Origin of the sequence: Ligilactobacillus ruminis DSM 20403 = NBRC 102161 (assembly GCF_900113455.1) — a bacterium.
Lineage (GTDB): Bacteria > Bacillota > Bacilli > Lactobacillales > Lactobacillaceae > Ligilactobacillus > Ligilactobacillus ruminis.
Window position 1 is genome coordinate 1 of the sequence record NZ_FOPI01000009.1, and the last position, 24457, is coordinate 24457.

General features: G+C 43.1%; 28 protein-coding genes and 2 pseudogenes. 5 read left to right on the forward strand and 25 right to left on the reverse strand.

Going from position 1 to position 24457, the window contains the following annotated elements; translation table 11 throughout:
* A partial coding sequence (locus BMZ95_RS03320; protein ID WP_143454944.1) for an IS3 family transposase occupies positions 1–262 on the forward strand: 262 nt, incomplete at its 5' end.
* A gap of 56 nt (positions 263–318) precedes the next feature.
* On the opposite strand, the gene BMZ95_RS03325 is transcribed toward BMZ95_RS03320, so the two are convergent.
* The 20 genes and pseudogenes from BMZ95_RS03325 to ccpA form a co-directional block, all read right to left on the reverse strand.
* Complete coding sequence (locus BMZ95_RS03325) at positions 319–945, reverse strand: TIGR01906 family membrane protein (RefSeq protein WP_014073858.1); 627 nt, start codon at positions 943–945, stop codon at positions 319–321.
* Positions 930–1703 carry a TIGR01457 family HAD-type hydrolase gene (locus tag BMZ95_RS03330; protein WP_014073859.1) on the reverse strand — a complete coding sequence of 258 codons (774 nt, stop codon included), beginning with the start codon at positions 1701–1703 and terminating at the stop codon, positions 930–932. Before BMZ95_RS03330 ends, BMZ95_RS03325 begins: the two co-directional genes overlap by 16 nt.
* A 21-nt stretch (positions 1704–1724) precedes the next feature.
* Entirely contained in the window at positions 1725–2321 is a 597-nt protein-coding gene (locus BMZ95_RS03335) for a YutD family protein (RefSeq protein ID WP_014073860.1), read from the reverse strand.
* Positions 2322–2375: 54 nt separating this feature from the next.
* Positions 2376–2978, reverse strand: a pseudogene (locus tag BMZ95_RS03340) (metallophosphoesterase).
* An 80-nt stretch (positions 2979–3058) separates the two neighbouring features.
* Positions 3059–4642 (reverse strand): asparagine synthase B, encoded by a 1584-nt coding sequence (gene asnB / locus BMZ95_RS03345; protein ID WP_014073861.1) that lies wholly within the window; start codon positions 4640–4642, stop codon positions 3059–3061.
* 459 nt (positions 4643–5101) lie between these two features.
* A complete protein-coding gene (locus BMZ95_RS03350; protein WP_046921972.1) occupies positions 5102–6475 on the reverse strand; it encodes an amino acid permease in 1374 nt (457 codons plus the stop codon).
* Positions 6476–6592: 117 nt separating this feature from the next.
* Positions 6593–7600, reverse strand: a complete 1008-nt coding sequence (locus tag BMZ95_RS03355) for a class I SAM-dependent methyltransferase (protein WP_046921971.1) — start codon at positions 7598–7600, stop codon at positions 6593–6595.
* 79 nt (positions 7601–7679) lie between these two features.
* The gene (locus BMZ95_RS03360; RefSeq protein ID WP_014073862.1) at positions 7680–7994 is read right to left on the reverse strand and encodes a CobD/CbiB family protein; all 315 of its coding nucleotides are present in this window, start codon (positions 7992–7994) and stop codon (positions 7680–7682) included.
* Complete coding sequence (locus tag BMZ95_RS03365; protein WP_014073863.1) at positions 7972–8448, reverse strand: hypothetical protein; 477 nt, start codon at positions 8446–8448, stop codon at positions 7972–7974. Before BMZ95_RS03365 ends, BMZ95_RS03360 begins: the two co-directional genes overlap by 23 nt.
* Positions 8441–8728 carry a hypothetical protein gene (locus tag BMZ95_RS03370; protein WP_014073864.1) on the reverse strand — a complete coding sequence of 96 codons (288 nt, stop codon included), beginning with the start codon at positions 8726–8728 and terminating at the stop codon, positions 8441–8443. Before BMZ95_RS03370 ends, BMZ95_RS03365 begins: the two co-directional genes overlap by 8 nt.
* Before the next feature lie 171 nt (positions 8729–8899).
* Positions 8900–10069 (reverse strand): RNA-guided endonuclease TnpB family protein, encoded by a 1170-nt coding sequence (locus BMZ95_RS03375; RefSeq protein WP_074786416.1) that lies wholly within the window; start codon positions 10067–10069, stop codon positions 8900–8902.
* Positions 10066–10500: an IS200/IS605 family transposase gene (gene tnpA, locus BMZ95_RS03380; protein ID WP_074786419.1), complete on the reverse strand. Its 435-nt coding sequence runs from the start codon at positions 10498–10500 to the stop codon at positions 10066–10068. Before tnpA ends, BMZ95_RS03375 begins: the two co-directional genes overlap by 4 nt.
* Positions 10501–10616: 116 nt before the next feature.
* Entirely contained in the window at positions 10617–11072 is a 456-nt protein-coding gene (locus BMZ95_RS03385) for a type II secretion system protein (RefSeq protein WP_003691643.1), read from the reverse strand.
* Entirely contained in the window at positions 11069–11395 is a 327-nt protein-coding gene (locus BMZ95_RS03390) for a prepilin-type N-terminal cleavage/methylation domain-containing protein (protein WP_014073867.1), read from the reverse strand. Before BMZ95_RS03390 ends, BMZ95_RS03385 begins: the two co-directional genes overlap by 4 nt.
* A complete protein-coding gene (gene comGB, locus BMZ95_RS03395; RefSeq protein WP_046921969.1) occupies positions 11395–12441 on the reverse strand; it encodes a competence type IV pilus assembly protein ComGB in 1047 nt (348 codons plus the stop codon). The genes BMZ95_RS03390 and comGB overlap by 1 nt, the downstream gene beginning before the upstream one ends.
* Complete coding sequence (comGA, locus tag BMZ95_RS03400; protein ID WP_014073869.1) at positions 12395–13381, reverse strand: competence type IV pilus ATPase ComGA; 987 nt, start codon at positions 13379–13381, stop codon at positions 12395–12397. Before comGA ends, comGB begins: the two co-directional genes overlap by 47 nt.
* 478 nt (positions 13382–13859) lie before the next feature.
* Positions 13860–14774 carry a ribokinase gene (gene rbsK, locus BMZ95_RS03415; protein ID WP_046921968.1) on the reverse strand — a complete coding sequence of 305 codons (915 nt, stop codon included), beginning with the start codon at positions 14772–14774 and terminating at the stop codon, positions 13860–13862.
* A 140-nt stretch (positions 14775–14914) separates the two neighbouring features.
* Positions 14915–15646, reverse strand: a complete 732-nt coding sequence (locus tag BMZ95_RS03420) for a YebC/PmpR family DNA-binding transcriptional regulator (RefSeq protein ID WP_014073872.1) — start codon at positions 15644–15646, stop codon at positions 14915–14917.
* 80 nt (positions 15647–15726) lie between these two features.
* Positions 15727–16239 carry a VanZ family protein gene (locus tag BMZ95_RS03425; protein WP_014073873.1) on the reverse strand — a complete coding sequence of 171 codons (513 nt, stop codon included), beginning with the start codon at positions 16237–16239 and terminating at the stop codon, positions 15727–15729.
* A gap of 59 nt (positions 16240–16298) precedes the next feature.
* Positions 16299–17306, reverse strand: a complete 1008-nt coding sequence (gene ccpA, locus BMZ95_RS03430) for a catabolite control protein A (RefSeq protein ID WP_014073874.1) — start codon at positions 17304–17306, stop codon at positions 16299–16301.
* 292 nt (positions 17307–17598) lie between these two features.
* On the opposite strand from ccpA, the gene BMZ95_RS03435 reads away from it, so the two are divergent.
* Together BMZ95_RS03435 and BMZ95_RS11580 are read left to right on the forward strand one after the other, a co-directional pair.
* Positions 17599–18702, forward strand: a complete 1104-nt coding sequence (locus BMZ95_RS03435; protein WP_014073875.1) for a M24 family metallopeptidase — start codon at positions 17599–17601, stop codon at positions 18700–18702.
* A gap of 73 nt (positions 18703–18775) precedes the next feature.
* Positions 18776–18892 (forward strand): annotated as a pseudogene (locus BMZ95_RS11580) (transposase); the annotation flags it as partial.
* 510 nt (positions 18893–19402) lie between these two features.
* Here the strand turns inward: BMZ95_RS11580 and BMZ95_RS03445 are convergent.
* Together BMZ95_RS03445 and BMZ95_RS03450 are read right to left on the reverse strand one after the other, a co-directional pair.
* The gene (locus BMZ95_RS03445; protein WP_014073877.1) at positions 19403–19900 is read right to left on the reverse strand and encodes a hypothetical protein; all 498 of its coding nucleotides are present in this window, start codon (positions 19898–19900) and stop codon (positions 19403–19405) included.
* 21 nt (positions 19901–19921) lie between these two features.
* Entirely contained in the window at positions 19922–20332 is a 411-nt protein-coding gene (locus BMZ95_RS03450) for a DUF948 domain-containing protein (RefSeq protein WP_014073878.1), read from the reverse strand.
* A gap of 142 nt (positions 20333–20474) precedes the next feature.
* Here BMZ95_RS03450 and BMZ95_RS03455 point away from each other — a divergent pair, with 142 nt between their 5' ends.
* Together BMZ95_RS03455 and BMZ95_RS11115 are read left to right on the forward strand one after the other, a co-directional pair.
* Positions 20475–21365, forward strand: coding sequence for a mechanosensitive ion channel family protein (locus BMZ95_RS03455; protein WP_046921967.1), 891 nt, complete (start codon positions 20475–20477; stop codon positions 21363–21365).
* A gap of 148 nt (positions 21366–21513) precedes the next feature.
* Complete coding sequence (locus BMZ95_RS11115; protein WP_046921966.1) at positions 21514–21735, forward strand: hypothetical protein; 222 nt, start codon at positions 21514–21516, stop codon at positions 21733–21735.
* Positions 21736–21837: 102 nt separating this feature from the next.
* Here the strand turns inward: BMZ95_RS11115 and BMZ95_RS03465 are convergent, their stop codons facing one another.
* From BMZ95_RS03465 to cbpB, 3 genes are all read right to left on the reverse strand, one after another.
* On the reverse strand, positions 21838–22977 hold the full coding sequence (locus BMZ95_RS03465) for an N-acetyldiaminopimelate deacetylase (RefSeq protein WP_014073882.1): 1140 nt from the start codon (positions 22975–22977) through the stop codon (positions 21838–21840).
* Between the two features lie 65 nt (positions 22978–23042).
* Positions 23043–23750, reverse strand: a complete 708-nt coding sequence (gene dapD, locus BMZ95_RS03470) for a 2,3,4,5-tetrahydropyridine-2,6-dicarboxylate N-acetyltransferase (RefSeq protein ID WP_014073883.1) — start codon at positions 23748–23750, stop codon at positions 23043–23045.
* 23 nt (positions 23751–23773) lie between these two features.
* Positions 23774–24274 carry a cyclic-di-AMP-binding protein CbpB gene (cbpB, locus tag BMZ95_RS03475; protein WP_014073884.1) on the reverse strand — a complete coding sequence of 167 codons (501 nt, stop codon included), beginning with the start codon at positions 24272–24274 and terminating at the stop codon, positions 23774–23776.
* Between the last annotated feature and the right edge of the window lie 183 nt (positions 24275–24457).

Here is a 24457-nt window from a genome sequence, read left to right on the forward strand (position 1 = left end):
TTACTATACTCAAAGATTGGCTAACCATCACTTTGTTCAAAGTATGTCTCGTAAGGGACATTGTCTGGATAACGCACCAGTGGAAAGCTTTTTCCACATACTGAAAACTGAGTTGCTGGATGGGCTACCATTATTTGAAGACATTACTGCATTTAAAATGATGGTTCAAGACTACATCCATTTCTTTAATTACGAACGGGTTTCTTTAAAAACAAAAGGCATGACTCCGGTAGAATACCGAAATCATGCCATGACAGCTTAATTGTTTAATTTTGTCTAACTTTTTTATTGCACTTCAAAAACGGCAAGGGCTTTTTATCAATGTCTGATTTCCCATTTTCCGCGTCCTAAAAGAATTACTTGGAAAATGACGAACAATATTATGAATAAAATAAAACACGCCATGAAAAATTCAGCGGGCAACGCCAAAATAATCGGGTCAGTTTCCGGATCAAACATCCAATCGGAGTTTCTAAACAACATCTCATGAAATTTGACAAAAAAATCTTCAAAATCCGTCACCAAAAAAAGTCCAAGCGCAAACATAACGACGAAACACCATCTGATTGGATTAATCAAGCGCCACGTCTGTCTTTTTTTGACGAGCTTTCTGACATAAAATGTCGCAAAAGGAACCGTTAAAAGGCAAACCGCATAGTCAAACACGAATAATATTTTGCAATCGGCAAAGTGCTTCATCCCACTTTGAGACATCGGAATCGAAAGTTGCAAATGCTTGATCCACGGAAAGTTAAGGTAATTCAGAAGCGTACCGTATTCAGAAAGCAGCTGTTTTTTGGTCAATCCGACCTCTTGATACAAATGATAGCGATTGACAAAAAAAGCATACAATGGCCGAAAATTGATGGTGATTGCAACGCTCAGCGAAACGATTGCCAAAAGCAGCACTGCATTTTTCAGATGAAATTTTAACCTACTTTCCATTCATCCAAAGACCCCAATTCAATCGTCGGAGCAATCTCTTGCTTTCTGACGAGTTCGCGAGTTGAAACACCGGTATAGACCAGCATCGTATCAATTCCGAAGTTGATGCCTGCCTTGATGTCCGTCATATAGTTGTCGCCGACCATGACAACCTCATCTTTTGGAAGTCCCAAACGTTCAAGCGCCTTTTCCATGATGATCGTTTCCGGTTTTCCGATATATGTTGCTTTTTGCTGCGTCGAACATTCAACCAAAGCAATCACCGAACCTGCCCCGGGAACAAGACCACGTTCATTTGGCAAATTGGTATCGGCATTCGTACCGATAAACTTTGCCCCGCGCTTGATTGCAAGAGTTGCCAGCTCGAATTTATGATAGGTAACATCGTAATCAAGGCCGACGACGACATAATCAGGATTTGTTTCTTCAAAACGAAATCCCTTATCCAAAATAGCCTGCTTTAACCCCACTTCTCCGATTACGTAGACGCTGCGCTTATCCTTGTTAAGGTCAGCAATGTAATCAGCCGTTGCCAAAGCTGACGTATAGACGTTTTCTTCTTTCACGTGAATGTCAAAATTATTTGCAAGGTTTTCAACGACCTTGATTGGTGCCTGCGTGCTGTTGTTTGTAACGAACAAAAACGGGATGTCATGTTCTTGCAGGCGTTCGATGAATCGTTTTGCTGCAGGAATCTTCTCTTTGCCGCGATAAATCGTTCCGTCCAAATCAATCATGTAGCCAGCATACTTCTTCATTTCAAATCAACCTCTTAATTCTTAATCTTTCTGTCTGATCGTAAAATGGCGAATGCGCGAGTTTTTGCCCACGGTCTTTGCCTTCATTTTGTTTCTCTTGTCACTGTTGCGATTAGGTTTTCTGCTATGAACTTCATAGACTTTTTCCTCATAAACATTGTTTTGACGTTGCCGTTTGCGTTTGCGATGCTTTGAGCTGACACGATTCTTGCGCCGCTCCTCTTTGGGAACGGGGGTCGGTTTTTGAACGTCAAGATTATGCAAGACAAAATAGGCACAGCCAAAATTACAATTTTCATAGAGATAGTCCATCAAGCGATCAATGTTTTGCGATGGTGTCCCCTTTTTGCTTCCTGATTCGTAAAAACCACGCAGCCTGAGCTGATTGTATCCCCAATCTCCAACGATATAGTCATATTTGGTCAGAATTTGGCTGAAACGCTCTTTCAGCTTGTCTGTTCGAAAGCCGTCCCGATAGTTTTTGACCAAAACGTACGGATGTCCGTCTATCAGCATTTGCGTATCGCTTTGCATCACGATTTCGCTTGCGTATTCGGCTAATTTTTCAGCCTTCTTCATCAGCTGATCTTCACGTCGTTCGCGTTTGCTGCTGTTCAAAAAAATTCCTCCCGTTCCAAAATAGTATCACTTAATTATACCACACGAACACGCCTATCTCTTTCCGAAATCGTCTCTCTTTGCTTTAATCATCTTCAAAATCTCCGTTTCAGAAAAAGGCTGTCCAAATGGGCGTTCGCCCATAAGGTAATCTGCTTCAGGCGAGTCGATGCCAACGTTTAGGCATGTCGATAAGTTGACGGTGCTTCGGTGAATATGTCCGTGAAGATTTATGCGATTTCCTTTGTTTCCGACAATCAGCGGATAATGCGTCAAAAAAAACTACTTCTTGTCAAATTTCAAAATCAGACCAACATCATTGAACAGATACTTTTTGCGCTCGTTCTTCAATGTTGCGTTATGCTTTTCAAGATATTTGAACATTGCGCGCGAATCGTGATTTCCCTTGACGAAAACAATTTGACCATTCAGTCTCTTCAACAACTGGTCAACTTTTTCGTATGCTTTGGTTTTTCCGTCAACCAAAGCAATGTCGCCCAAATGATAAACCGTATCTTGATCACAAACGACTTCATTCCATGCGTCCATGATCTGCTCGTTCATTTCTTCAACGCACAAAAAATCTCTGTTTGAAAATATTCGATCGTGAATCAGGCTTTTGTGAAAAAAGTGCGTATCGGCAGTAAAATAGTTCATATACCCTCCGTCAAATCCAGTGCTCTGCATTTAAAAAAGGGCCTGAAATCTGCTTCCAGGCCCGAATAAAATCCTAATTTTTATTTTCCGGAATCACCGTAATTCTTAAGCACGCGCGCGCTTGGATCGTCAACGTCACAGTTTTCCCAATTCTTGTTTGGCATCCAGTAATCCTTGATCCAGGCTGCTTGGCCCGGATAGTATTCTTCGAAAATATCACGATAAAGCAACGATTCCTTCGTAAACGGCGCTTTATACGAATATTTCTTCTTTGCTTTTTCCAAGTCCTCATCAGAATACAACCCTTCGGCATATTCCTTCAAATCATCAACCATGCTGTGACCGACAGCATCACTGAAGGCGGCTTTTTCACGGAACAGGATTTCTTCAGGCAGATAGTCCTGACCGTCAAAAGCATGACGCAAAAGATATTTGCCTTTGCCATAAACGTTCATCTTTTTAGCCGGATCAATGCTCATCGCATATTGAACGAAATCGGTATCAGCAAACGGAACGCGGCCTTCAAGCGAATTTGATGAAATGCAGCGGTCAGCACGCAACACATCATACATGTAAAGTTCGCGAACACGCTTTTGAGACTCTTGCTGAAACTCTGCGGGAGACGGTGCAAAATCGGTATATTTGTAACCAAACATTTCATCAGAACATTCACCGGTCAAAATAACTTTCAAATCCGTGTTCTGATGGATGTACTCGCAAACGATGTACATCCCGAGCGAAGCACGAATCGTCGTAATGTCCCACGTTTCAAGTTTTCTTATGACCTCTTTCAGATGTCCCAAAACGTCTTCTCTCGTCATAATGACTTCCGTATGGTCAGTACCGAGGTAATCAGCAACTTCTTTGGCATACTTTAAATCAATCGGATTTCTGTCCATCCCGATTGCAAACGTTTTGATCGGCTTGTCCATGATTCTTTGCGCAATTGAACAAACAAGTGCCGAATCCAAGCCACCGGAAAGCAAAAAACCGATGGGAGCATCACTTTGCAAGCGTTTGTCGACGGCTTCAACCAACTTTTCGCGCAAGTTGACACCAATCAAATCCACATCATCCTCAACGTATTGCTTAACATCGCCCAAATCGTTGTAACGAACGATTTTTTCTCCGTCATAATAGCATCCCGGAGGAAACGGCTTGATATCGTGGCAAACCGGAAGAAGAGCCTTGGCAACTGAGGAAAAAGCAACCTTGCCCTTTTCAGTATAGCCGTAAAACATCGGACGAATTCCCATCGGATCTCGACCGGCAAGCATTTTGCCGGTGTTGCCATCCTTGATTGAAAAAGCAAATTCACCATCAAGCATCTTGCACATGATGTCCAAGCCATATTTTTGATACAAAGGCAACAGCACTTCGCAGTCGCTGTGACTTTGACATTCATAGTCATCTGCCAGATTTTCTTTCAAGGCAGGATAATTGTAGATTTCGCCATTGCAAACCAGTGTGCAATTATTATTATTAAATGGCTGCATCCCCTTTTCTGATAAATCCATAATAGACAATCGATTGAAGCCAAAGACCGCTCCGTTTGCTTCTTGCGTTCTGGTCATGTCAGGACCACGATCGTCTAATTCATGTAAAGCTTTTTCAAAGATCGCCATTGGGTATTCACTGGAATCAATGCTCAAAAAACCACACATAATTAACTTCCTCCTTCTTGAAAAAATATCTTTATTCGCTAACTATGAATCAATTTTAACAGTTAGTGTTTTTATTTTACCACATTTTCTGTCATTATTGAATGACTAATTAAATTTGGATTAAAAATTCACAGAAAATACTCAAAAAAACATTTCCTGTCTTTGCTCGACATTATTCTTTCAACTCTAATCAAAAAGAGGTTGAAAAAAAGTCCAGTTTCCATCTTCAATTAACTGAAATGTCTAACGGGAAAAAGCGCAAGTCGACTGATTTTGTCCTGCATTTTTCAATTTTGATACATGTATTTTGCCAAATGAAACAGAATTTTTTGCTTATTTCCGTCATAACAGCAAATTATCCTATATATACAAAAGTCCGGATGATTTGTAATTGATTGCAAATCATCCAGGGCTTTTATTCGAGACATAGTTCTTCCCAGCCACATGACAAAAAATATTTTATTTGCCTTGAACCGTCAGATGATGATGTTTCCTGATCAAAATCAGTACGACAAACCAGGAAATCGATGCACCCAAAGCAATCAGCGTTGTTTTTTCAAGACACATAACAACGCACACAAAAGCCAAGAATGCCAAAACCAGATAATCAGACAACGGATAAAACGGCATCTTAAAGTTCGCTTCGGAAGATTTTTTTGTCTCTTTCAAACTCTTTTTGTATTTTAAGTGCGCAACGACAATTGCTCCCCAAATGAACAAGAAACATGTTGTCGCAGCGCTTGAGATAAATTGGAAAAGTGCTGTATTCGGAACCACGAAATTTGCCAAAACAGCAATCGCAATTACCAAAGTTGAAAACTTGATCGCATTTGCCGGCACTTGTCTTCTCGAAAGAGTGCTCATCTTTTTTTCAAATTTTGAGCTTCCCTTATACGTCAATGAAAACATCATCCGTCCCGTACTGAAAATTGAACTGTTGCACGCCGATGCAGCTGCCGTCAAAACGACAAAATTGATAATGCCTGCCGCCGCTGCAATTCCGACGTTTTCAAACACTTGCACGAACGGACTTTGAGAAATCGTAATCGACTTCCACGGATAAATCGACATCAAAGCAAGCAAAGATCCAACATAGAAAATGATGATTCTGAGCGGAATCTCATTGATTGCCTTGGGGATGATTTTTTTAGGATTCTCTGTCTCAGAGGCAGTCACGCCAATCATTTCAATCCCGATAAATCCAAACGTAACCATCTGAAACGACATGATGAACCCTTTGATTCCCTTTGGAAAAATCCCGCCGTAATCAACCAGGTTAGTCAGTGAAGCATGTCCTTGCGGCGTCTTAAAACCAATTGCCACTAATACTATTCCGACCAAAATCAGCGCAACGATTGCAACGATTTTAATCAGTGCAAACCAAAATTCCGTCTCACCGAACAAAGCAACGGTAATCAGGTTCGCAAAAAGCAGCACCACCAGGATAATGAATCCAGGGAGCCACTGCGGAACGCTCGGAAACCAGTATTTGACATACAGCCCGCTTGCAGTAACGTCCGCCATCGCAATCGTTACCCAACAGATCCAATAAGTCCATCCGGTGACAAAGCCAACGTCTTCGCCAAGATAGCGAGCAATAAAATCAATAAACGAGTGCGTACTTAGATCCGAAAGAAGCAATTCTCCCATCGCACGCATCAACAAAAAGCAGATCACTCCCGTAATCAGATATGCCAAAACAATCGAAGGACCTGCCGAGTGAATCGACTTACCGGATCCAAGAAAAAGTCCGGTTCCAATCGTTCCACCCAACGCAATCAGCTGAACGTGACGCGATTTCAATCCACGTGAGTATTTGTCTTTTTCAGCCATTATTAATTCTCCAATCAAAAACTGAATAATACATCTATTCAGTATAGAGCAATTTTTGGTTTTAGTAAAATTCAACTTACTCACTTATTGATGAACATAATTCACGCTAGAGCTTTCTCAGAAATTCTTTTCTTTCCAAACAGCAACCTCAGCCATGAATTTTTCAAAATTCTTCGTGTCTTTGACGAGCGGAAATTCGCCTAACAAAACCGGATTTGCCTGCTTGCTTTTGGCACCCTTTTTTTGCAGAATCAAAATAGCCTTCTCAGACTTTTTCGACGCAAACATCGCCCCTGGCAAATTAATCAAACTTTGCAGATAGCCATTTTTTTGAATAAACTTCAGCAAAGGAAGCGACTCTTTTGATTCAAACATGGAGGAAGGAATCAAAAACATCCCGATTCCTCCTTCTTTCAAATTGTCAAGTGCTTGTTCGATCAAAAGAAAATGGACGAATGAGTGACCTTCTTTTGCATGCGTTTCATACCCTTCGGCACGTTCGTCAAGCGGATACCAACCGACGGGCAGATCGCTTACGATCACGTCTGCCTGAGGAATCAAACTTTTATCCAAAGCGTCTTGATGATAAAGATTCAAATCAAGGTCGCAAAGCTGAGATTCAATGCTTGCGATTGTCAGCAGCGTGTCATCGTTGTCTATGCCGAACCCATGAATGTTTTTGAAGCCGTTATTTTTCAATGCATTGATAACGACTGCCGCCAAGTTTCCCGTCCCAATGCAAAGATCCAAAAAATTCGTTTCATCTTTTTTTTCGTAAACCTGCTGCAATAAATAAGCCGTTAAAAAGCCGATCGAATCAGGCGTCATCTGATGATTGGCCTGAATCTTTTCCTTGCGGTATGCCGTAAGCAGACTGAGCTGCAACAATAGTCTGCGATCTTCCGTGCTGATTTCATCCAAATGAACGGCACGATAAATCTCAGCTAATTTTGAAGCAGTTTTTTCATCAGGAATGCCGTCTTCGACATGGACTTTTCCGTCATTCAGAAGATTGTCAAAATTTTCAATCAAAGCATCCAAGCAATCGTCTTGCAGTTTTGCTTGCAGCAATTCGCAAGCTTCATTCATCAAATCATATTGTTTTTCGATATCAGCCAGTGCCAAAATTTATTCCCTCGTTCCTTCAAACATAGTTTCTCACTCGATACAGTTTAACTATTTGCAGTCCAAAATGCAACCAAAACTACTTTTTGAAGTTGGCAAAACGCGTTGGCACGCTAAATTGGTATGTCTTCTTGTCATTCAGTTCTACCGTAAGCTTTAAATAGTTTCGACTGACGGTTCCGGTATTGAAACGAAAAATCTGATTATGCTTTATCTCGTTTGCCAAAGCCATTTTAGCCATTGCTCTTGCTTCATAATAGCTTGCCTGCTCTTGATAATCATGAATGCGTTCCCGATAAATTGTTGTTTTGATGCAAAAAACGCTTGCTATCAAGACAAACAAGATCAGCGCGGTCGCAAAAAACGTTCCATCAATCCGTCGACTTTGTTTCATCAAAAAAATCCTTCCCGTCTTTTGAACATTTTGTCGGAAGCATCAGTACGTGTCTGAAAACATTTCCGTCTTTCATGGTCAAAGTAAGCACAGGCCACTTTCCCTTAGATGCATCCGTTTTGAAATTTTCAACATCATACATCAAGGGCATTTTGCCTGAAGATTCATCATAAGCCTCCATCACCAGCGCGCTTCTTAATGAATAACGTTCAAGATCATAGTACTTTTTTGTTTTAGAACTATAGTACATCACAGTCCATCTTTTCTGCGAATCCTGCAGCAGCAATTCCGTCAAATCAAGCTGACCCGAGTAAAGAACGTTCAAAACTCTGGAATACTGAAAGCGATTGGTCATCTTTTTTTCGTCCAATTGCAACTTGCAGGCTCGCATCACTCCGAATAACAAAACGACCCCAGAAAGAGTCACCAACAATGCCATCACTGTTTCAATCATCGTGAATGCCGTTTTTCTCTTCCAAAACAAGCATTTTGTTACCCGCTTTGATTTTTTTAAAATCACAATCATCCGCCTCTCCGCAATCGTAACGATACAAATAGCGCGATTCCAAGCGATTGCTTTGTTTAAGCAAAGAAAGCGCCGTTTGCATTTCTTCATATGCCCGATTTTCCTGCTTGATGCTTATCGACTGACAGTAGCAAAAAAGCCAAACGCACATTGCCGTAACGCTCAGTCCAAACAAGGCATCAATCATCAAAAATCCTTCTTTTTTCATCTATTTTTCTGCGAGACCTGTTTTTTCATCCGGAAACTGCTCGCCATCCCTTCCTCAATATTTAACCTGTTTCGTGAACTACTCGGCCATAAATGACCGAGCTTCTGGGAACACGAAGTAGTATTCAGGATGTTGCGCTGGTATTCCAGCCACCTGACTTACAGAACTTCGTTATTTTACCAGGGCCAGTCCCTGGCCAATGGCTTTTAACCCTTTGTGCAGGATGTTAACTGCCGCATTAACATCCCGGTCGTGGTGAATGCCGCACTTCGGACACGTCCATTCGCGGACTTCCAGCGGTTTTTTTCCGCTGCTAAAGCCACAGTTCGAACAGGTTTGACTGGTGTAGTCAGGCTTCACTACAACTAATTGTCTGCCGTACCAGGCGCACTTGTATTCCAGCATTGCGCGGAATTGATGCCAAATTGACCTGGCCATGTGGTGATTCTTCTGCAGATTCTTGGTTTTCAAATCTTCGATTACAATCACGTCATAGTTCCTGACTAAGTCAGTTGTCAGCTTATGAAGGTAGTCTCTGCGCTTATTGGCAATCCGTTTCTGGCAGCGGGCTTTATTGACCCTTGCCCGCTGCCAGTTGGAATAATCATCAAGCTCTTCCAGATGATCAAAGCGGTTATGATTCCACTTCCACACCTGGCATTGAGCAAGGTAACGACGTCTGGCATACTTACGTTGCCACCTAACGGCTTGTTTTTCCAGCCATTCTGCGTTAAAGGTACCGTACTTGACACCGTCAGAACTAATCACCAGATCGGCGAGGCCCATGTCCAGTCCGACCGACTGATGAGTCTCAGGCAGCTGATTAACCTCAGTTTCAACCTGCAATGACAGATAGTAACGGCCTGTCGGTTCATAGCTGACGGTGTAACGCTTGATTTTAGCATCACCGACAAGACCTGTCCTGCTTGTACGAATGCCGCCCAGTTTGGGCAATTGCATTCTTCGCCGGGCGAGCACCTTACAGGTCGAACGTCCTGTATAGGACTGGCGTAAGGAGTGCCGGTTCTTGAAATGCGGATAACCGCCCCGATGCCTGAACAGCATTTTGAACGCCTGAGCAAGATTGTGGTTCACCACCAGGAAACTGGTGGAATCACTTTCCCTGAGAAAAGCATACTCGCACTTGAGCTGTTTCAAAAGATAGTTCATGCCATACTCATTGACGAAAAGACTGTTTGGATTGTTCTGATAGCGTTCCTTAGCCATTCCCAGCATCTGATTCCAGACAAAACGGTCGTTGCCGAACATTTGCCATAACTGTTCCCGCTGGGATTGATTGGGGTACAATCGCAGCTTAATCCCCTTAATGACTTTGTTCATTTCAAGTTCACCACTTTTCGACGCTGGTCATCAATGTACTTGGCAACAGCCTGTTCATTAACTGTGCCGATGCTTTCAACATAGTAACTCGGTGACCACAGATGACGATCCTGCTTCTTCCGGTGACTGGTTTGCAATTCCGGACATTTCCTGAACAATTGCCATGCTGAAATTTCCTTCAGCCAGCGCATAATATTCGTTACCGACAATTCAGGCAGTGCGCTCACCAATAAGTGAATGTGGTCATCTTTTCCAATCTCCATGTGAGCAATCGTAAAGCCGTATTTTGAAGCAATTTCATATAAGGTTCGCTTCACTGTTTCGACGTGTCCTTTCAGCACTTTATTGCGATACTTAATTCCCCAAATGAGATGATAATTAAGATTGTAAACCGATGTTCTACCATACGTAAGTCTGTTTATATCAATCATTACAACACATATGTTCGTATTCGTGTGTCATAAGGACAAAAAAACAGGCAATTCATCACGTCCTTAAAAGAACGTGTTTCCTTGCACACTTTCAAAAATTACCGACAAATTTTGCGTCAATTTTTGCTTCTCACGGGCGTAATTCGGTATTGTGCGCCAAACCCCAACTGAAGCGTCAACCGATATGAAGTTTTGGTCAAGCTGGAAGAAAAACGCACGGTTGCCGGCGTAAGCGAACCTTTGTCAGAAATGCCGCACACTACGTTTTTTGGTTCGTCAAATCTAATTGTTTCAGGTAATTTCACGATTACCCGCTGTGATTTTGACATTTGACCGCATGAAAATACGATTCGTTGCGGCTCATCAACCATAAAGCTGATTTGACCTGGAGTTCCTTTGACGGAAGCTTTCATTGCCACATAAGAAAAGCCGTTCTTTAATTCTTCATAAAAAATTTTCTCCTGATGCCGTTCAACAGTCTGCTTTTGAGGAAAAATTCCGATTGCAATGACCATTGCCGCAATCAAAAGCACCAAACATGATTCAATTAAAGTAAAACCGGCTTTTTTCATTTGCTTTCGCTTTTTCCGTAGGTTTCCGGCTCTAAATGCTTAGCCTGCATTTTTTCAGCCTGCTTTTCTGTCAAATATTTATCATTTTCAAGCATTTTAACGTTGACTGTTTCAATTGCGACGTTCTTGTCGTCGGCATAAAGCTGAGCCTGCGAATTAAGCTCGGTCTGAAGTGCTTCGGTATTGACCTTGTCGGCATGCGTTCTTTGCTTTGAAAGATTAGGAACAATCAGCAAAATCAATAAACTTATGATAAAAAGTACTATTGCCATTTCAACTAACGTAAATGCAGATTTATTTTTGCTCTGATTTTTTTTAAACATTAATACATTCCCCCTAAACTGGAATACAACGGCAAAAGCATCGACAAATAACATCCAACAATAATGAGCGCGATCACAAGAAATAAAACCGGCTGAACAAGCGATATCAGACCATCAATCTGGCGAACCAGTTTCTTATAAGCAGCTTCAGAATAGACCAAAAGATTTGTGCTGATCTCATCTTTGGTTTCCCCGGAAGCAAAAAAAGCGCTCAATTCCTTTGGCATGAACGGATAGGAAGAAACAATCTCATTCAGTGATTTGCCCTGATTCAAGAACAGATCAATCTGTTCTCCCAACTGATAAAGCAGCGTTTTTTCTTCAAACTGTCGCAACAAGTCGCAAATTTCTCTGAAATCAAGACCGCTTTGAAAAAACATCCCTAAATTAAATGAGAGATAATAGTAGCAATATTGTCGATAAATTTTGCCAATCAAAGGCAATTCGCAATACCAATGGTGTCTTGTCAAAGCCTTTTGTCTGCTCCACCAATAGAATGCCTTGGACAAATATGCGATCAAAAGCAAAATCAGCGCCAAAATCCCACATTTCAAAAAAATTTGCCAATCAAAAACCGTCTCGTTTCCTCCGGATGCTTCAAATCGCTTTAATTCGGGCATCAAAAACAACTTCATGCACGCAAAAATTGCCGCTAAGAAGACGAACAAAATTATCGGATAAACCAAAATCCCTCGCAGACGCGCTTGTTGTTCTACCCGGCGTTCAAGGCATGCCCCAAGCTGCCTGATGCTTTTTTCAACATTCCCGTGTTTTTCAGCGATTGCCAACTGAAAATATGCCGAAACGTCAATCTGATCTTTCAAAGCCTCTGACAATGCAGAACCTTCAGCAAGTTTTGCTTCAACAAGACCGATATCATCATTTCTTTTTTCAGCCATCATGCTGAGACATTTCAGGCACTGCTGCATTGAAAATCCTGAAGACAGCATATCTCCCAAAAATCTGAAGAAAGCTGCCTGCTCTTTTGATCGCCAACGTTTAGCCTTGTAAAAACATGCTGGCCGTTTCCTCTGCGATCTCACCATTTTTGACACAGATTCCAAGTCGTTCCCCCCATTCTTTAGTCATTTGCCGATTTTTGCCTGAATTTTCGCGAATGCTTTCTTCAAGCTCATCAATATCCAAAAAATCAAATAGTACGCTTGAGCCGCCGTTTTTCCTCGGAATCAGACGCTGATAGCTGGCCAAGCGCATTGTCTGTTCCAATTCTTCCGGACTGATTCCAAGATTTATCATTCGTTGCCAAATGCCGTAAACGCTCGTCGCATGCACGGTACTCAACACGAGATGCCCGCTTAATGCGGCGTTGACAGCTGTTTTGGCAGTCAGTTCGTCCCTGATTTCGCCAATGATGAAAACATCCGGATGATGTCTCAAGGCAACTTTCAGCAAGTCATAATAAGACATCTTGGCTTTTTCGTTAACCTGAACCTGTAAAAAACGCGGTTCGGCAATTTCAACCGGATCTTCAATGCACATGATTTGCTTGTCGGTCATTTTTCTTGCAAGCTCATACATGGTCGTCGTCTTTCCGCTGCCCATCGGACCGGACAATAAAATCAACCCTCTTTTCTGACACGCCGAAAACAGTCTGTCCCATTGATCGATATAAAAGCATTTTTTTGTTTTCTGCAATTCCTCTTGATAAATCAAACGCACGACCAGCGATTCTCTATTTAAAAAATCACCCACCGTTGATAATCGACAATAAACCGGCTGACCATTATGTTCAAGCTCCCAAGATCCGAGCTGAGGCCTTCTTTGTTCAGCAAGCGACATGTCGGCTCTGTATTTCAAAAATCCAATCCATTGACTCGCCCGTTCAAGATCAAATTCGTCATAAGCTTCAAACCTGCCGGCAACGCAAAACTTGACGATATAACTGTTTTTTTGTGGCAAAAAGCTGACATCGCTGGCCTTTTTATCCATTGCATCCGTTAAAATCTTATGAAGCACGCTGTCCATGTTCTTTCCCTCCTTCCTAATAAATAAAGACGCAAATCATCCTTAAAATTTTGCAAAAAACAGAAGCCGGGAAAAATTATGCTTCAAATTGAAAAACCGGATGATTTGTAATCAATCGCAAATCTAATCCGGTTTTTTTGTGCATGCATGACAATCGCTTGCTTATGATGGGAATAACCCGAAACAAAACGTGTCGGTAATTTTGACTGATGGCTCGGCAGGCTGATTGAGCAGGCGCTGTATTTAGCAAAATCACTGCCTTTTACGGACACATCAATGAAAATTATCCTCTGTCCGTAAATATGGATGAAATTTTGACTGAATTGGTTACGCAGTGTCACCTTTGAAAAGATAGTTTTTTACGCGTAAAAATTAAAAAATACCGAACAAAGTCAGTCGCACATCGACCGTCTTCGTTCGGTATTTCATTTAATTCAGGCAAGAAACGGGACTTTTTTCCTGGACTCCTGATTGCTGATTATTTCAAAGCATCTTCAACTGCTTTTTTTGTCGGAATCGACGGAATCGCACCCAGTTTTTGAACGGCTAACGATGAAGCTCTGCTTGCAAAAACGATTGCCTCTTCAATATTTGAAAAGTCCTTCTTAAGTTGCGAAGAAAGTGCCCCGAGGAACGTGTCACCTGCGGCAGTCGTATCGATTGCACGAACTTTAAATGCCGGGACGAATCCTTCTTTTTCACCGACTCGATAAAATGCGCCCTTCGATCCCAACGTGATAATCACGTTTTTTGCGCCCAGTTCTTGAAGCTTGACGGCAGCTTCGTGCTGCGAAGCCGGATTATCCACGTGAACGCCGGTCAAAATTTCAGCCTCGGTTTCGTTTGGAGTAATCAAGTCAGTATGCTGCAAAAGCTCTTGCGGAACCTGTTTAGCCGGAGCGGGATTAAGAATCGTCACGACTCCGGATTCTTTAGCCATCTCGAATGCTTTGGCAGCAGGCAAAATCGGCGTTTCGAACTGAGTCACCAAAAAATCTGCCGAACAGATGACTTCACGCGCATTTTCAATATCTTCGTCAGAAATTGTCTGGTTTGCACCTCCATAAATCAAGATGCTGTTCTCACCTGAATCTTGCAGCAAGATGAAGGCCTGCCCGGTTCCTTCGCTTGAAGTTTCGACGTATTCAGTTGAAACGTTGCTTTCGTTCAGCAGCCCAAGCATCATTTTCCCGTTTTCATCGTCTCCGATTTTGCCGATAAATGCAGTGGATGCTCCGCAACGTGCAGCGGCAATCGCCTGATTTGCGCCCTTTCCTCCACCAGCATTATTTTTGTCAGACATCGGCATCGTTTCACCGGGCTTAGGCAAGCGAGCAATTCTCAATATCGTGTCGACATTCAGACTTCCCAAAACCGTAACGTTATTCACCATCTTAATTCCTCCGTTAATGTTAAAACCTTTTACTAGCATATAACATTTTGCGTTATTTGGCAAAGCAGCATTCACGGATCTAAACGCTGCTTTAAACAAAAAAGCCGAGGAAATCCTCGACTTTTTATTATTTTTATTAATTAGTCTTCATCCGGGAATTCGGCAGAAGTGAAGACTTCAGAAACGTCGTCTTCATCTTCAAGACGATCGATCAGACGTTGAAGCTGTTCAACCTTGTCTGCCGGAACCGGTACCGTATTTTGCGGAACCATCGTAATTTCAGCCGTATCAAGATCATATTTGTTTTGAAGTTCGTTGCGAACGTCTTCAAAGGCTTGAGGATCCGTATAGATTTCAAAGACTTCTTCTGAAGCTTGAAGATCATCGGCACCGGCATTGAGAGCATCTTCGAGCATTGAATCTTCGTCGACGTCAAGGTCTTCGCGATCAATCGCGATGTATCCCTTGCGATCAAACATGAACGCAACGGAGCCTGTTTCGCCAAGATTTCCGCCGTTGCGGTTGAAATCTGCACGAACTGCAGAAGCTGTACGGTTGCGATTGTCCGTCAAAGCGTGTACCAAAATGGCAACCCCTGCAGGACCATATCCTTCATAAGTAATTTCTTCGTAGTTTGCGCCGTTTGCACCAGTTGCCTTGTCCAAAGCACGCTTGATATTGTCTTTTGGCATATTGGCGGCACGGGCCTTATCCATAACTAAGCGCAATTGCGGATTAGCGTCTGGGTCAGGACCGCCACTCTTTGCCGCCATGTATATGTCTCGTGATAACTTTTGGAAAATCTTTCCACGTTTTGCATCTTGGGCGTTTTTACGGCCTTGGATGTTATGCCATTTTGAATGTCCTGACATTTGTAATACCTCTTTCCGAATATATTAAATGGTGCCTATGCACCAAAGTAATCTTACCAAATCATCATCATTGGCGCAACTCAATTCTCTTTTCTTTTGACCCGTAAATAGATGAGCTCACATAAAATGCAGAGCAGAATGCCGCATAAAGCCCCGGTTCCGTCAAGCATCACGTCTTGAAAAAGCGGTGTTCTGTCACCGGTAATCATTTGATGAAATTCATCGGTTGCCGCATATCCAAGGGAAGCCAACACGCACAAAAATGCTGCCAACCACTTTACGTTCATGCGATCTTTGATTCCCAGATAAAGAAAACTTCCTAAAAGAAAGTACGTTCCGAAATGTGCTCCTTTTCTGATGAAAAATTCAAGAAACTTATAATAGCCGACTGCTTGAATGCTGATTTCAGAACCGGAATAATCGAGCGAAAAACGTTCCAAAAAAGTTTCAAAAGGCTTTCCCGTCAAATACTTCTCTAAAAACGGCACGGAAGTCTGCTGATGATAAGTCATTGATGATGAAATGAACAAAATCAGCATCATGACGAATGCAAGAATGATGAACGCGTCTTGTTTTTGCACTTTAATTTTCATTACTTTCACCGTTCAAAAACAAGACTGGAAAAATTTCCAGTCTTGAACTCTTTGCTCAATCACTTCGTTGATGCGCGTTTGATGAAGCCGTAAGGAAGCTCGACAGTCTTTTGTGCTCCTTCTTCTTCTTCGTTGTTCATCATCTTCGTCAACAGACGCATGGAAACGGCACCGATATCATAAAGCGGCTGCGTAATCGATGAAAGCTGCGGACGAACGATTTCCGTAAGCTTGGAGTTGTTGCTCGTAACGACTTCAAATTCTTCAGGAACTTTGACGCCGGCATCTTTTGCACCGTTCAAAACGCCGCAGGCAAGTTCATCGTCGCCGACAAAAGCAGCCGTTACGTTTGCAGAAGAAAGCGCTGGCCACAAAACTTCACCGGAACGATAGCTGCTGTCAGTTTCAAAAACAAGCTCTTCGTCAAATTCGATGCCGTTTGACTTCAAAACGTTCTTGTACCCTTTGAGACGATACTCACCGTTAATCGGTTCGTCAAGCGGACCCGAAATAAATGCGATTCGCTTGTTGCCGTGATTTACGAGATCGTTGACAGCCTCTTCGACTGCAGCAACGTAGTCGATATGAACGCTTTCGACTTCTTCTTTCGGATCGACCGAACCAGCCAAAACGATCGGTGTCTTTGAGCGCGCAAACTGCGTGCGGAGTTCATCAGTCAAATTATTGCCCATGAAGATGATGCCGTCGACTTGTTTTGCAAGCAAAGTATTGAGCATTTGAATCTCTTTTTGTTCATTGCCGTCAGAATTGGCAAGAATAATATTGTACTTGTACATTGCAGCAACGTCATCGATGCCTCGTGCAAGAGAAGAGAAATAAACGTTCGTCACGTCCGGAATAATCACGCCGACCGTCGTCGTCTTCTTGCTTGCCAAACCGCGTGCAACGGCATTGGGACGATAATCCAAACGATCGATTACTTCAAGAACTTTTTTGCGAGTTGCAGGCTTGACGTTGGGATTTCCGTTAACGACACGTGACACTGTTGCCATCGAAACGGCTGCTTCGCGAGCAACATCATAAATTGTAATTGTTTGCTTTTCCATGGTGAACCCTTTCCTTAAATATATTTTCATATATGTTTTCAGTCTAACGATATTTAATTTAACAGAGTTTTGTTATAATTGCAAGCGTTTCAAAGATGTTTTTCATAAGTTTTCATTATATTTTCACCTGGTTTTTCTGAAATCGTCCATACGCTGTTTCAAACTGACCGTTTAAAAAAGCACTGTATTTTTCTGAAAAAATCCGCGCAAAAAGTCCGTGCTTGATGCTTTGAAGAAAGCCAGCTGTGCTATAATTAGGTTGTTTATATTTAAATTTTAAGGGAGAGATTTTATGTCACACATCACAACTGTTCAAAATTGGTTGGCACAAAACAACTATGACATCGCTTATGTCAGCGACTGGAAGAACGTTGAATATTTTTCGGGCTTTTCAAGCGACCCGATTGAACGTGTTTTGGCGCTGTTTATTTTCCCGGATAAAGATCCGTTTATCTTTGCTCCGGCACTTGAAGTCGGATCAGTTAAGAAAGCCGGTTGGAAGTACCCGGTTTACGGCTACCTGGATCATGAAGATCCGTTCGCCCTTATTAAAGGACACATCGAAGACCTCGGCAAGAATCCGAAGAAATGGGCAATTGAAAAGAGCAATCTGACCGTTGCGCGCTATGAAGCAATCAAGACGCAATTTAATGAAGCAGAATTCGTCGGTGACCTTTCTCCGTTGATCGAACGCGAAAAACTTATCAAGACGCCTGACGAAATCAAAAAGCTGCACGTTGCCGGAGACTGGGCCGACAAAGCATTTGAAGCCGGTTTTGCCGCACTTTCGACCAAACGAACGGAACAACAGGTCGTTGCCGAAATCGAATATGCGATGATGAAAGCAGGCATCATGCATATGAGTTTTGATACGATCGTTCAAAGCGGTGCAAATGCTGCCGACCCTCACGGAGCTCCGTTAAAAGATCTGATCAAGCCAAACGAGCTTTGCCTCTTTGACCTTGGCGTCGTTTCTGAAGGCTATATGTCAGATGCTTCAAGAACCGTTGCCTTTGGCAAAATCGATGATCGTTCGAAAGAAATTTATGACGTCTGCTTAGAAGCTCAGCTTGCCGCACAAGATGCCGCTAAACCGGGCATTACTGCTGCCGAATTGGACAAAGTCGCACGCGACGTCATCGACAAAGCCGGCTACGGTCAGTACTTCATTCACCGCTTAGGACACGGCATCGGACAAAGCGACCACGAATTCCCGTCAATCATGGAAGGAAATGATCTCGTCCTGGAGCCTGGGATGTGCTTCTCAATCGAACCCGGAATTTACGTTCCCGGATTTTCGGGCGTCCGCATCGAAGACTGCGTTCACATTACGGACACCGGTTGCGATCCGTTTACGCATACGTCAAAAGAACTGCGCGTCATTGAACTTGACTAGTCAAAAAGAGCTTGGGAAAAAAGTCCCGTTTTCATCTTGAAGAAGAACATGACAGCTGTTCTTCGAGTATGATTTCTCCAACGGTTCGGTTGAAGGAATAAACCGCAGAATCAAGAGTCTGAAACGCAGTTGCTTTGGATTCAGGAATCTTGATAACTTCAGAAAACGCATTGCGCTGATCAGAAGCTGACGCTGGAAGTGTTTTTGAGACAGCCTCTCTGAATACACTTCCTCCAACCGTAGTTTCCGGCGGGTAAGCATTGTGATGTCAACCGCAACCGGGAAAAGTCGTGGAGCGCGAGGCAGAGACAAGGTGTTGAACCGAGCGCTTAGCCCGCGAGCACCAGGCCTGCTCGAACGCCAGCAGGCGAGCCTGCCAAGTGAGAGTACCTGGGCGGAACGGGCTGCGAGGTGAAACCCAGTTAGGTCGCAGCGCGTTCGAGCTTTGCGAATCAACGGCAGGAATTCATACATGAATCCACGCCAGCGGAAACGCAGGCGGTGTTGATACGTAACTGTACCAATTTGAAAAAACACAGAAGAAACCGACGGGAACAAAAAAGCTCCACTCCATTTCTGAAGTGAAGTTTTCGAGGTCATCAACACCATTTTGACAAAGACCCAAAAACCCGGCTGATTTGCAGTTAATTGCAAATCAGCCGGGTTTTAAATTTGAGGCAGGGTTTTTCCAGTCTCTTTTTTAATCTTTTTTGTGCGGATAAAAAGTTATCGTCGCATTTTCATCGCCGGCTTTTTTAGCCTCGCCAAATGCAGAGTCCGTATTGCCGTTGATGACGATATCGTCGTTCCAGTCGTCTTCCGGCTCGTCATATCCGATTTCAACGTCTTCTGTTTCAACGTCGGCCAAATCTTTCAAATTTTTGCCGGTTTCTTCAAGATGATCTTTCAGATCTTTCGTGGCCCTTTTCAATGATTCAAGCGCATCATCGACCGACTTGTTGTCGCTTGCGTACTTTTTGGTCTTTTCGATGATTCGATCCTTCAAACCGCCAAAATCATTTTCTTTAATGAATTCGCGCGCATAGCAGTCATACTTGAGGGCCTTGTCGCGCCCGTCCAAAATGATCTCATCGACTTTCATTGCAATCTTTTCGCGCTGTTCTTCAGTCAGTTTTTTGGAAACCATGAAACAAGCGCCTGCAACCGCACCGAGTCCAAGCAGCATTTTTTTACCCATATGAATCGCTCCTATTCTGAATTAATCTTTGTTGAGGTGACGAGAAACAAAGCCTAACACCGTTTTGCCCATTTTAAATGCAGAGGCTACTTTGCCGGCACCAGATGCCGATTCAGAAATTTTTTCCGCAGTTTTTCTCGTGGCCTGATTAAGATCAGCGATGCTTTCGCTTAGTTCAGCCGCAGTTTGGAAAAGCGGATCAAGTTTCTTGGACTTTGAATTTACATCTTCCATCAACGTGTTAGTCTTATCCATAATTCTGTCAACGTTGTTGGCAAGCTTGTCAACGTCCTGCGTCAAAAGTTCAACGGTTTTATTCATTTCTTTTACGGTCTGAACCAAGTGCGCCAGCACGCGACACATGAAGACAACTAAAACGGCAAATGCAATTGCGGCAATCAAACCCGCTATTTGCCCAAATGTAATCGCCATCACAAACCCTCCTTAACATTTCTTATGTCTTTAGAATATCATTCATTGGTCAAAACTTCAATTTATTTGGGCCTTGCTTAGGTTTAACTTAACTATTTTTGATATAATGGCTAGTGAACTAACTTGAAATGAGGTGCACGTGATGTTTTCGTTTCTTGCAGACATTAAACTTACGAATTCTGCTGATAAAAATACGCATATTCTGACAAACTACATTGAAAATTTCGACTGGAACAAGATGATTTCAAGCTTTCTTTCAACCATTTTCTCCCTCGCTGTAATTTCGGTTTTGTTCTTCTTGATTCATTCAATCGGCAAAAAGCTGATCAAAAGAAGCTTTGCCGGAGCTCGTGCCAAAAGCAGCACCGTTTCTCGAGGAAGACTCGAAACGATTTATACTCTCAGTCAAAATATTTTCCACTACTGCATTTTATTTTTCTACCTGTATGCAGTTTTGTCCATCTTTGGCGTTCCTGTCAGCACGCTTCTAGCCAGCGCCGGAATCGTCAGCGTTGCCTTGGGCCTTGGCGCCCAAGGACTCGTCAGCGATGTCGTCACTGGATTTTTCATTTTGCTTGAACAGCAATATTCAGTTGGCGATGACGTCAAAATCGGCACGATTGAAGGAACTGTTTCAGCAATCGGACTCAGAACGACTCAAATCATCGGCTATGACGGAACGCTTCACTTCATCCCAAACAGAAGCATTACCATTGTCAGCAACATGTCTCGCAATGACATGCGCGTTTTGGTCGATATTCGGCTCGATCCTTCAAAAGACGTGAACGAAATGAAAAAAATCATTGCGGATGCAAACGAAGAACTCGTTCCGACACTGGAAGATCTGACTAAAATGCCGCAAATTCTCGGAACAGTTGACCTCGGCTCCGGAGATCTTGTCCTGCGCGTCGTCGCATACGCCAAAAATGGTGCCCAGTATGCCATCTCACGCACCTTGCGCGATCGCTATCTCGACGATTTGAAAGAACATGGCTTCAATATCCCGACGTCACCGCTTTCTTTGACAAAATAGCTTTTTCTGTTGAAAAACGATGCCTCAATCGAAAAACCGGATCAGATTTGCAATCAATCGCAAATCTGATCCGGTTTTTTGCGTATGCATGACAATCGCCTTCCAAGATGAAAATAACCCCAAAACAGTTTGGCGGTAAATTCGACTGATGGCTCAGCGTGCTGATTTATCAGGCGCTGCATTTGGCAAAATCACTGCCGTTTACGGACACGTCGATAAAAATGAGCATTTGTCCATAAATGGCTTGCTCATGGCGATTACGGACAAAATGGGCAAAACCAGCCGTTTGTCCGTAAAAATTCAGACGTTTCGGACCCGATTTTACGGACAAATGCTCCAAAAAGCGGCTTTTTTCCGTAATTTTGCATGAGATTTTGGCTGGATTAGTTGAGCAGCACTGTGTTTAAAAAATGCCGGACAAAATCAGTCACAAATCGACCGTATTGTCCAGCATTTAATCAAAAGCCTATTTTTATAATTGCCGCTGACGATCTTCAAGAAAACCGATCATGGCACTGACGCCTTTTTGAATCGCTTCTTCTTTTGGCGCAAGATGTTCTGAATGCAGCGAATAAGGCGAATCTACGCCAAGCCAAAACATCGTTCCCGGAATCTTGGAAATCAAAAAACCGAAATCTTCGCCCGTCATGGCCGGCTTTGTTTCGATGAATTCAACGTCTTTATTTTCTTTCATGTATGAAATAAAGTTTTTCGTCGTTTCATCGTTGTTTTCAACCGGCAGATATCCGCCCTGATGCAGATCAAGTTCAAGCTCGCAGTCAAAACTTTTGGCCACGCCTTCTGCAATCGCGCGCACGCGTTTTTGAATCTTCAAATTGTTGACTTGAGTCAAAGCGCGAATCGTCCCGTCGATTTGACATGATCCGGCAATCACGTTGCCCGTCGTTCCCGCTTCAAAGTGACCAAGAGTCACGACGCCCGATTCAATCGGATCAATGTTGCGGCTGACGATCGTTTGAATCTGATTTACGAACTGAGCGCCGCAAACGACCATATCGTTTGCAAGATGCGGAAATGCAGCGTGTCCGCTCTTTCCGATGAACTTGGCATGAATTTCGCAGGTTCCGGCAAAAAGAGTCCCCATGCAGCAGCCGATTGCTCCCGCCGGAAGCTGCGGGTTGTCATGAAATGCGTAAATTTCATCAGGCATCCATTCGTCAAGCGCCCCGCTTTCGTAAAGCTGCTTGCCGCCGCTTGCATTTTCTTCTGCCGGCTGAAAAATAAACGTCATGTCGCACTTCGGCTGATGTTCTGCAAAATAGCTCAAAATACCCAGGCAGACGGTCATGTGAATGTCATGTCCGCAAGCATGCATCCGCCCCTTATGCTTTGATGAAAACGGCAAGCCGGTTTTTTCTTCAACCGGCAATCCGTCGATATCCGTCCGGTATCCGATCGTTGTTTGTCCTTTTGATCCTGTCAAATGCACGATAATCGCTGTTTTCCATGTTTTAATTTTCATGAAATCATGTGGAAATTTTTCAATAATTGCCAAAAGTATTTTTTGCGTTTCAAATTCTTCCATTCCGATTTCAGGAATCTGATGCAATTTTCTTCTGATTTCAATTAATTCTTTTTCTGAAAGTGCCATCTTCGTCACCTTTTCCGTATAAATATCTAAAAAAGCCCCATTGCAGGGGCCGCATTTCAAAAATATCAGAGCTTGCGCAAATCATCGACAAGTTCGATCTTGTCTTCTTTAACTTCGGAAACGTCCTTGACTTTCCTTGCGGGCATCCCCATTACGACCGTATGCGGCGCAACGTCTTTCGTCACGACGGCACCGGCACCGACAACGGCACCTTTGCCGACGCGAACGCCTTCCAAAACAACCGCATTGGCACCAATCAAAACGTCGTCTTCGATAACGACCGGTTGAGCAGAAGGTGGTTCGACCACGCCGGCAAGCACGGTTCCCGCACCAATGTGGCAGTTTGCGCCAACGATTGCGCGTCCGCCCAAAACGGCACCCATGTCGATCATCGAGCCCGGTCCGATTTCTGCGCCGATGTTGATTACGGCCCCCATCATGACGACTGCATTGTCACCGATTTCGACTTGATCGCGAATAATGGCGCCCGGTTCGATTCGAGCGTTGAATTTTTTCTTGTCAAGCAACGGAACGCCGGTATTGCGTCCGTCGTTTTCAACGTGATATCCGGTAATTTCAGAATGATTCTTTAAAAATTTTTCCGCATCTTTCCAGTCGCCGAACAAAACGCCGGCCTTGTCGCCAAAATAAGCATCGAGCTCTTCAGGAACCTCAAGCGAGGCCAGGTCACCTTTGACGTAGACCTTGACGGGAGTCTTCTTTTTTGATTCGGCAATTGTTTTGATGATGTCACGTGCATCTAATTTTGGCATCAATTCCACTTCCTTTGCATCATTTACTTATCATTATAACTTAAATCTGCTTTTGTGCCTATTTTTTCATCAACCAAATATTGTTTTTCAAGATTGTGAATCATGTAGTTGACGCTCTTCATGATCTCACGACGGGTTACGATTCCGGTAAAGCACCCTTCGTCATCAACGACCACCAAAAAAGGTTGATCGATGAGAAGATGCATGATTTCTTCAATGTTATAAGGCAAGGTGATTACCGGAACGTCTTTTTGCATCACTTCTTTGACTTTCATCCTGCTGAGTCTGCTCGGATCGATTCCGTTGAGTCCAAGCATCGTATCCGTAATCATTGCCAAGGAAAGCAAGCCCTTGAAGTGCTGTTCGCTGTCCAAAACGGGAATCTTGGCATATTTGACCTTGGTAAGCACGAGAAAAGCGTGATCCAAGTGATTGTCTTCCTGAACGTTTGCAACGATTTCAGAAGGAATCAGGAATTTGGATTCACGTTCTTCGATCATCCTCTGTGCAGCTTTTGCGATCATAATTTCACATCCCAAATTCGTTTATATTACCATTGTAGTTTATTTTGGCGAAAATAACATCAATAACGAGAATTCTTAGTAAAGATATAATTTTAGTGCCTTTTTCCTTATGCAAAAGAGCCGGCAATCTTATTGCATATTAATTATGCTTTTCCGTTTTCTTAAATTTTTCGCCAAAAATTG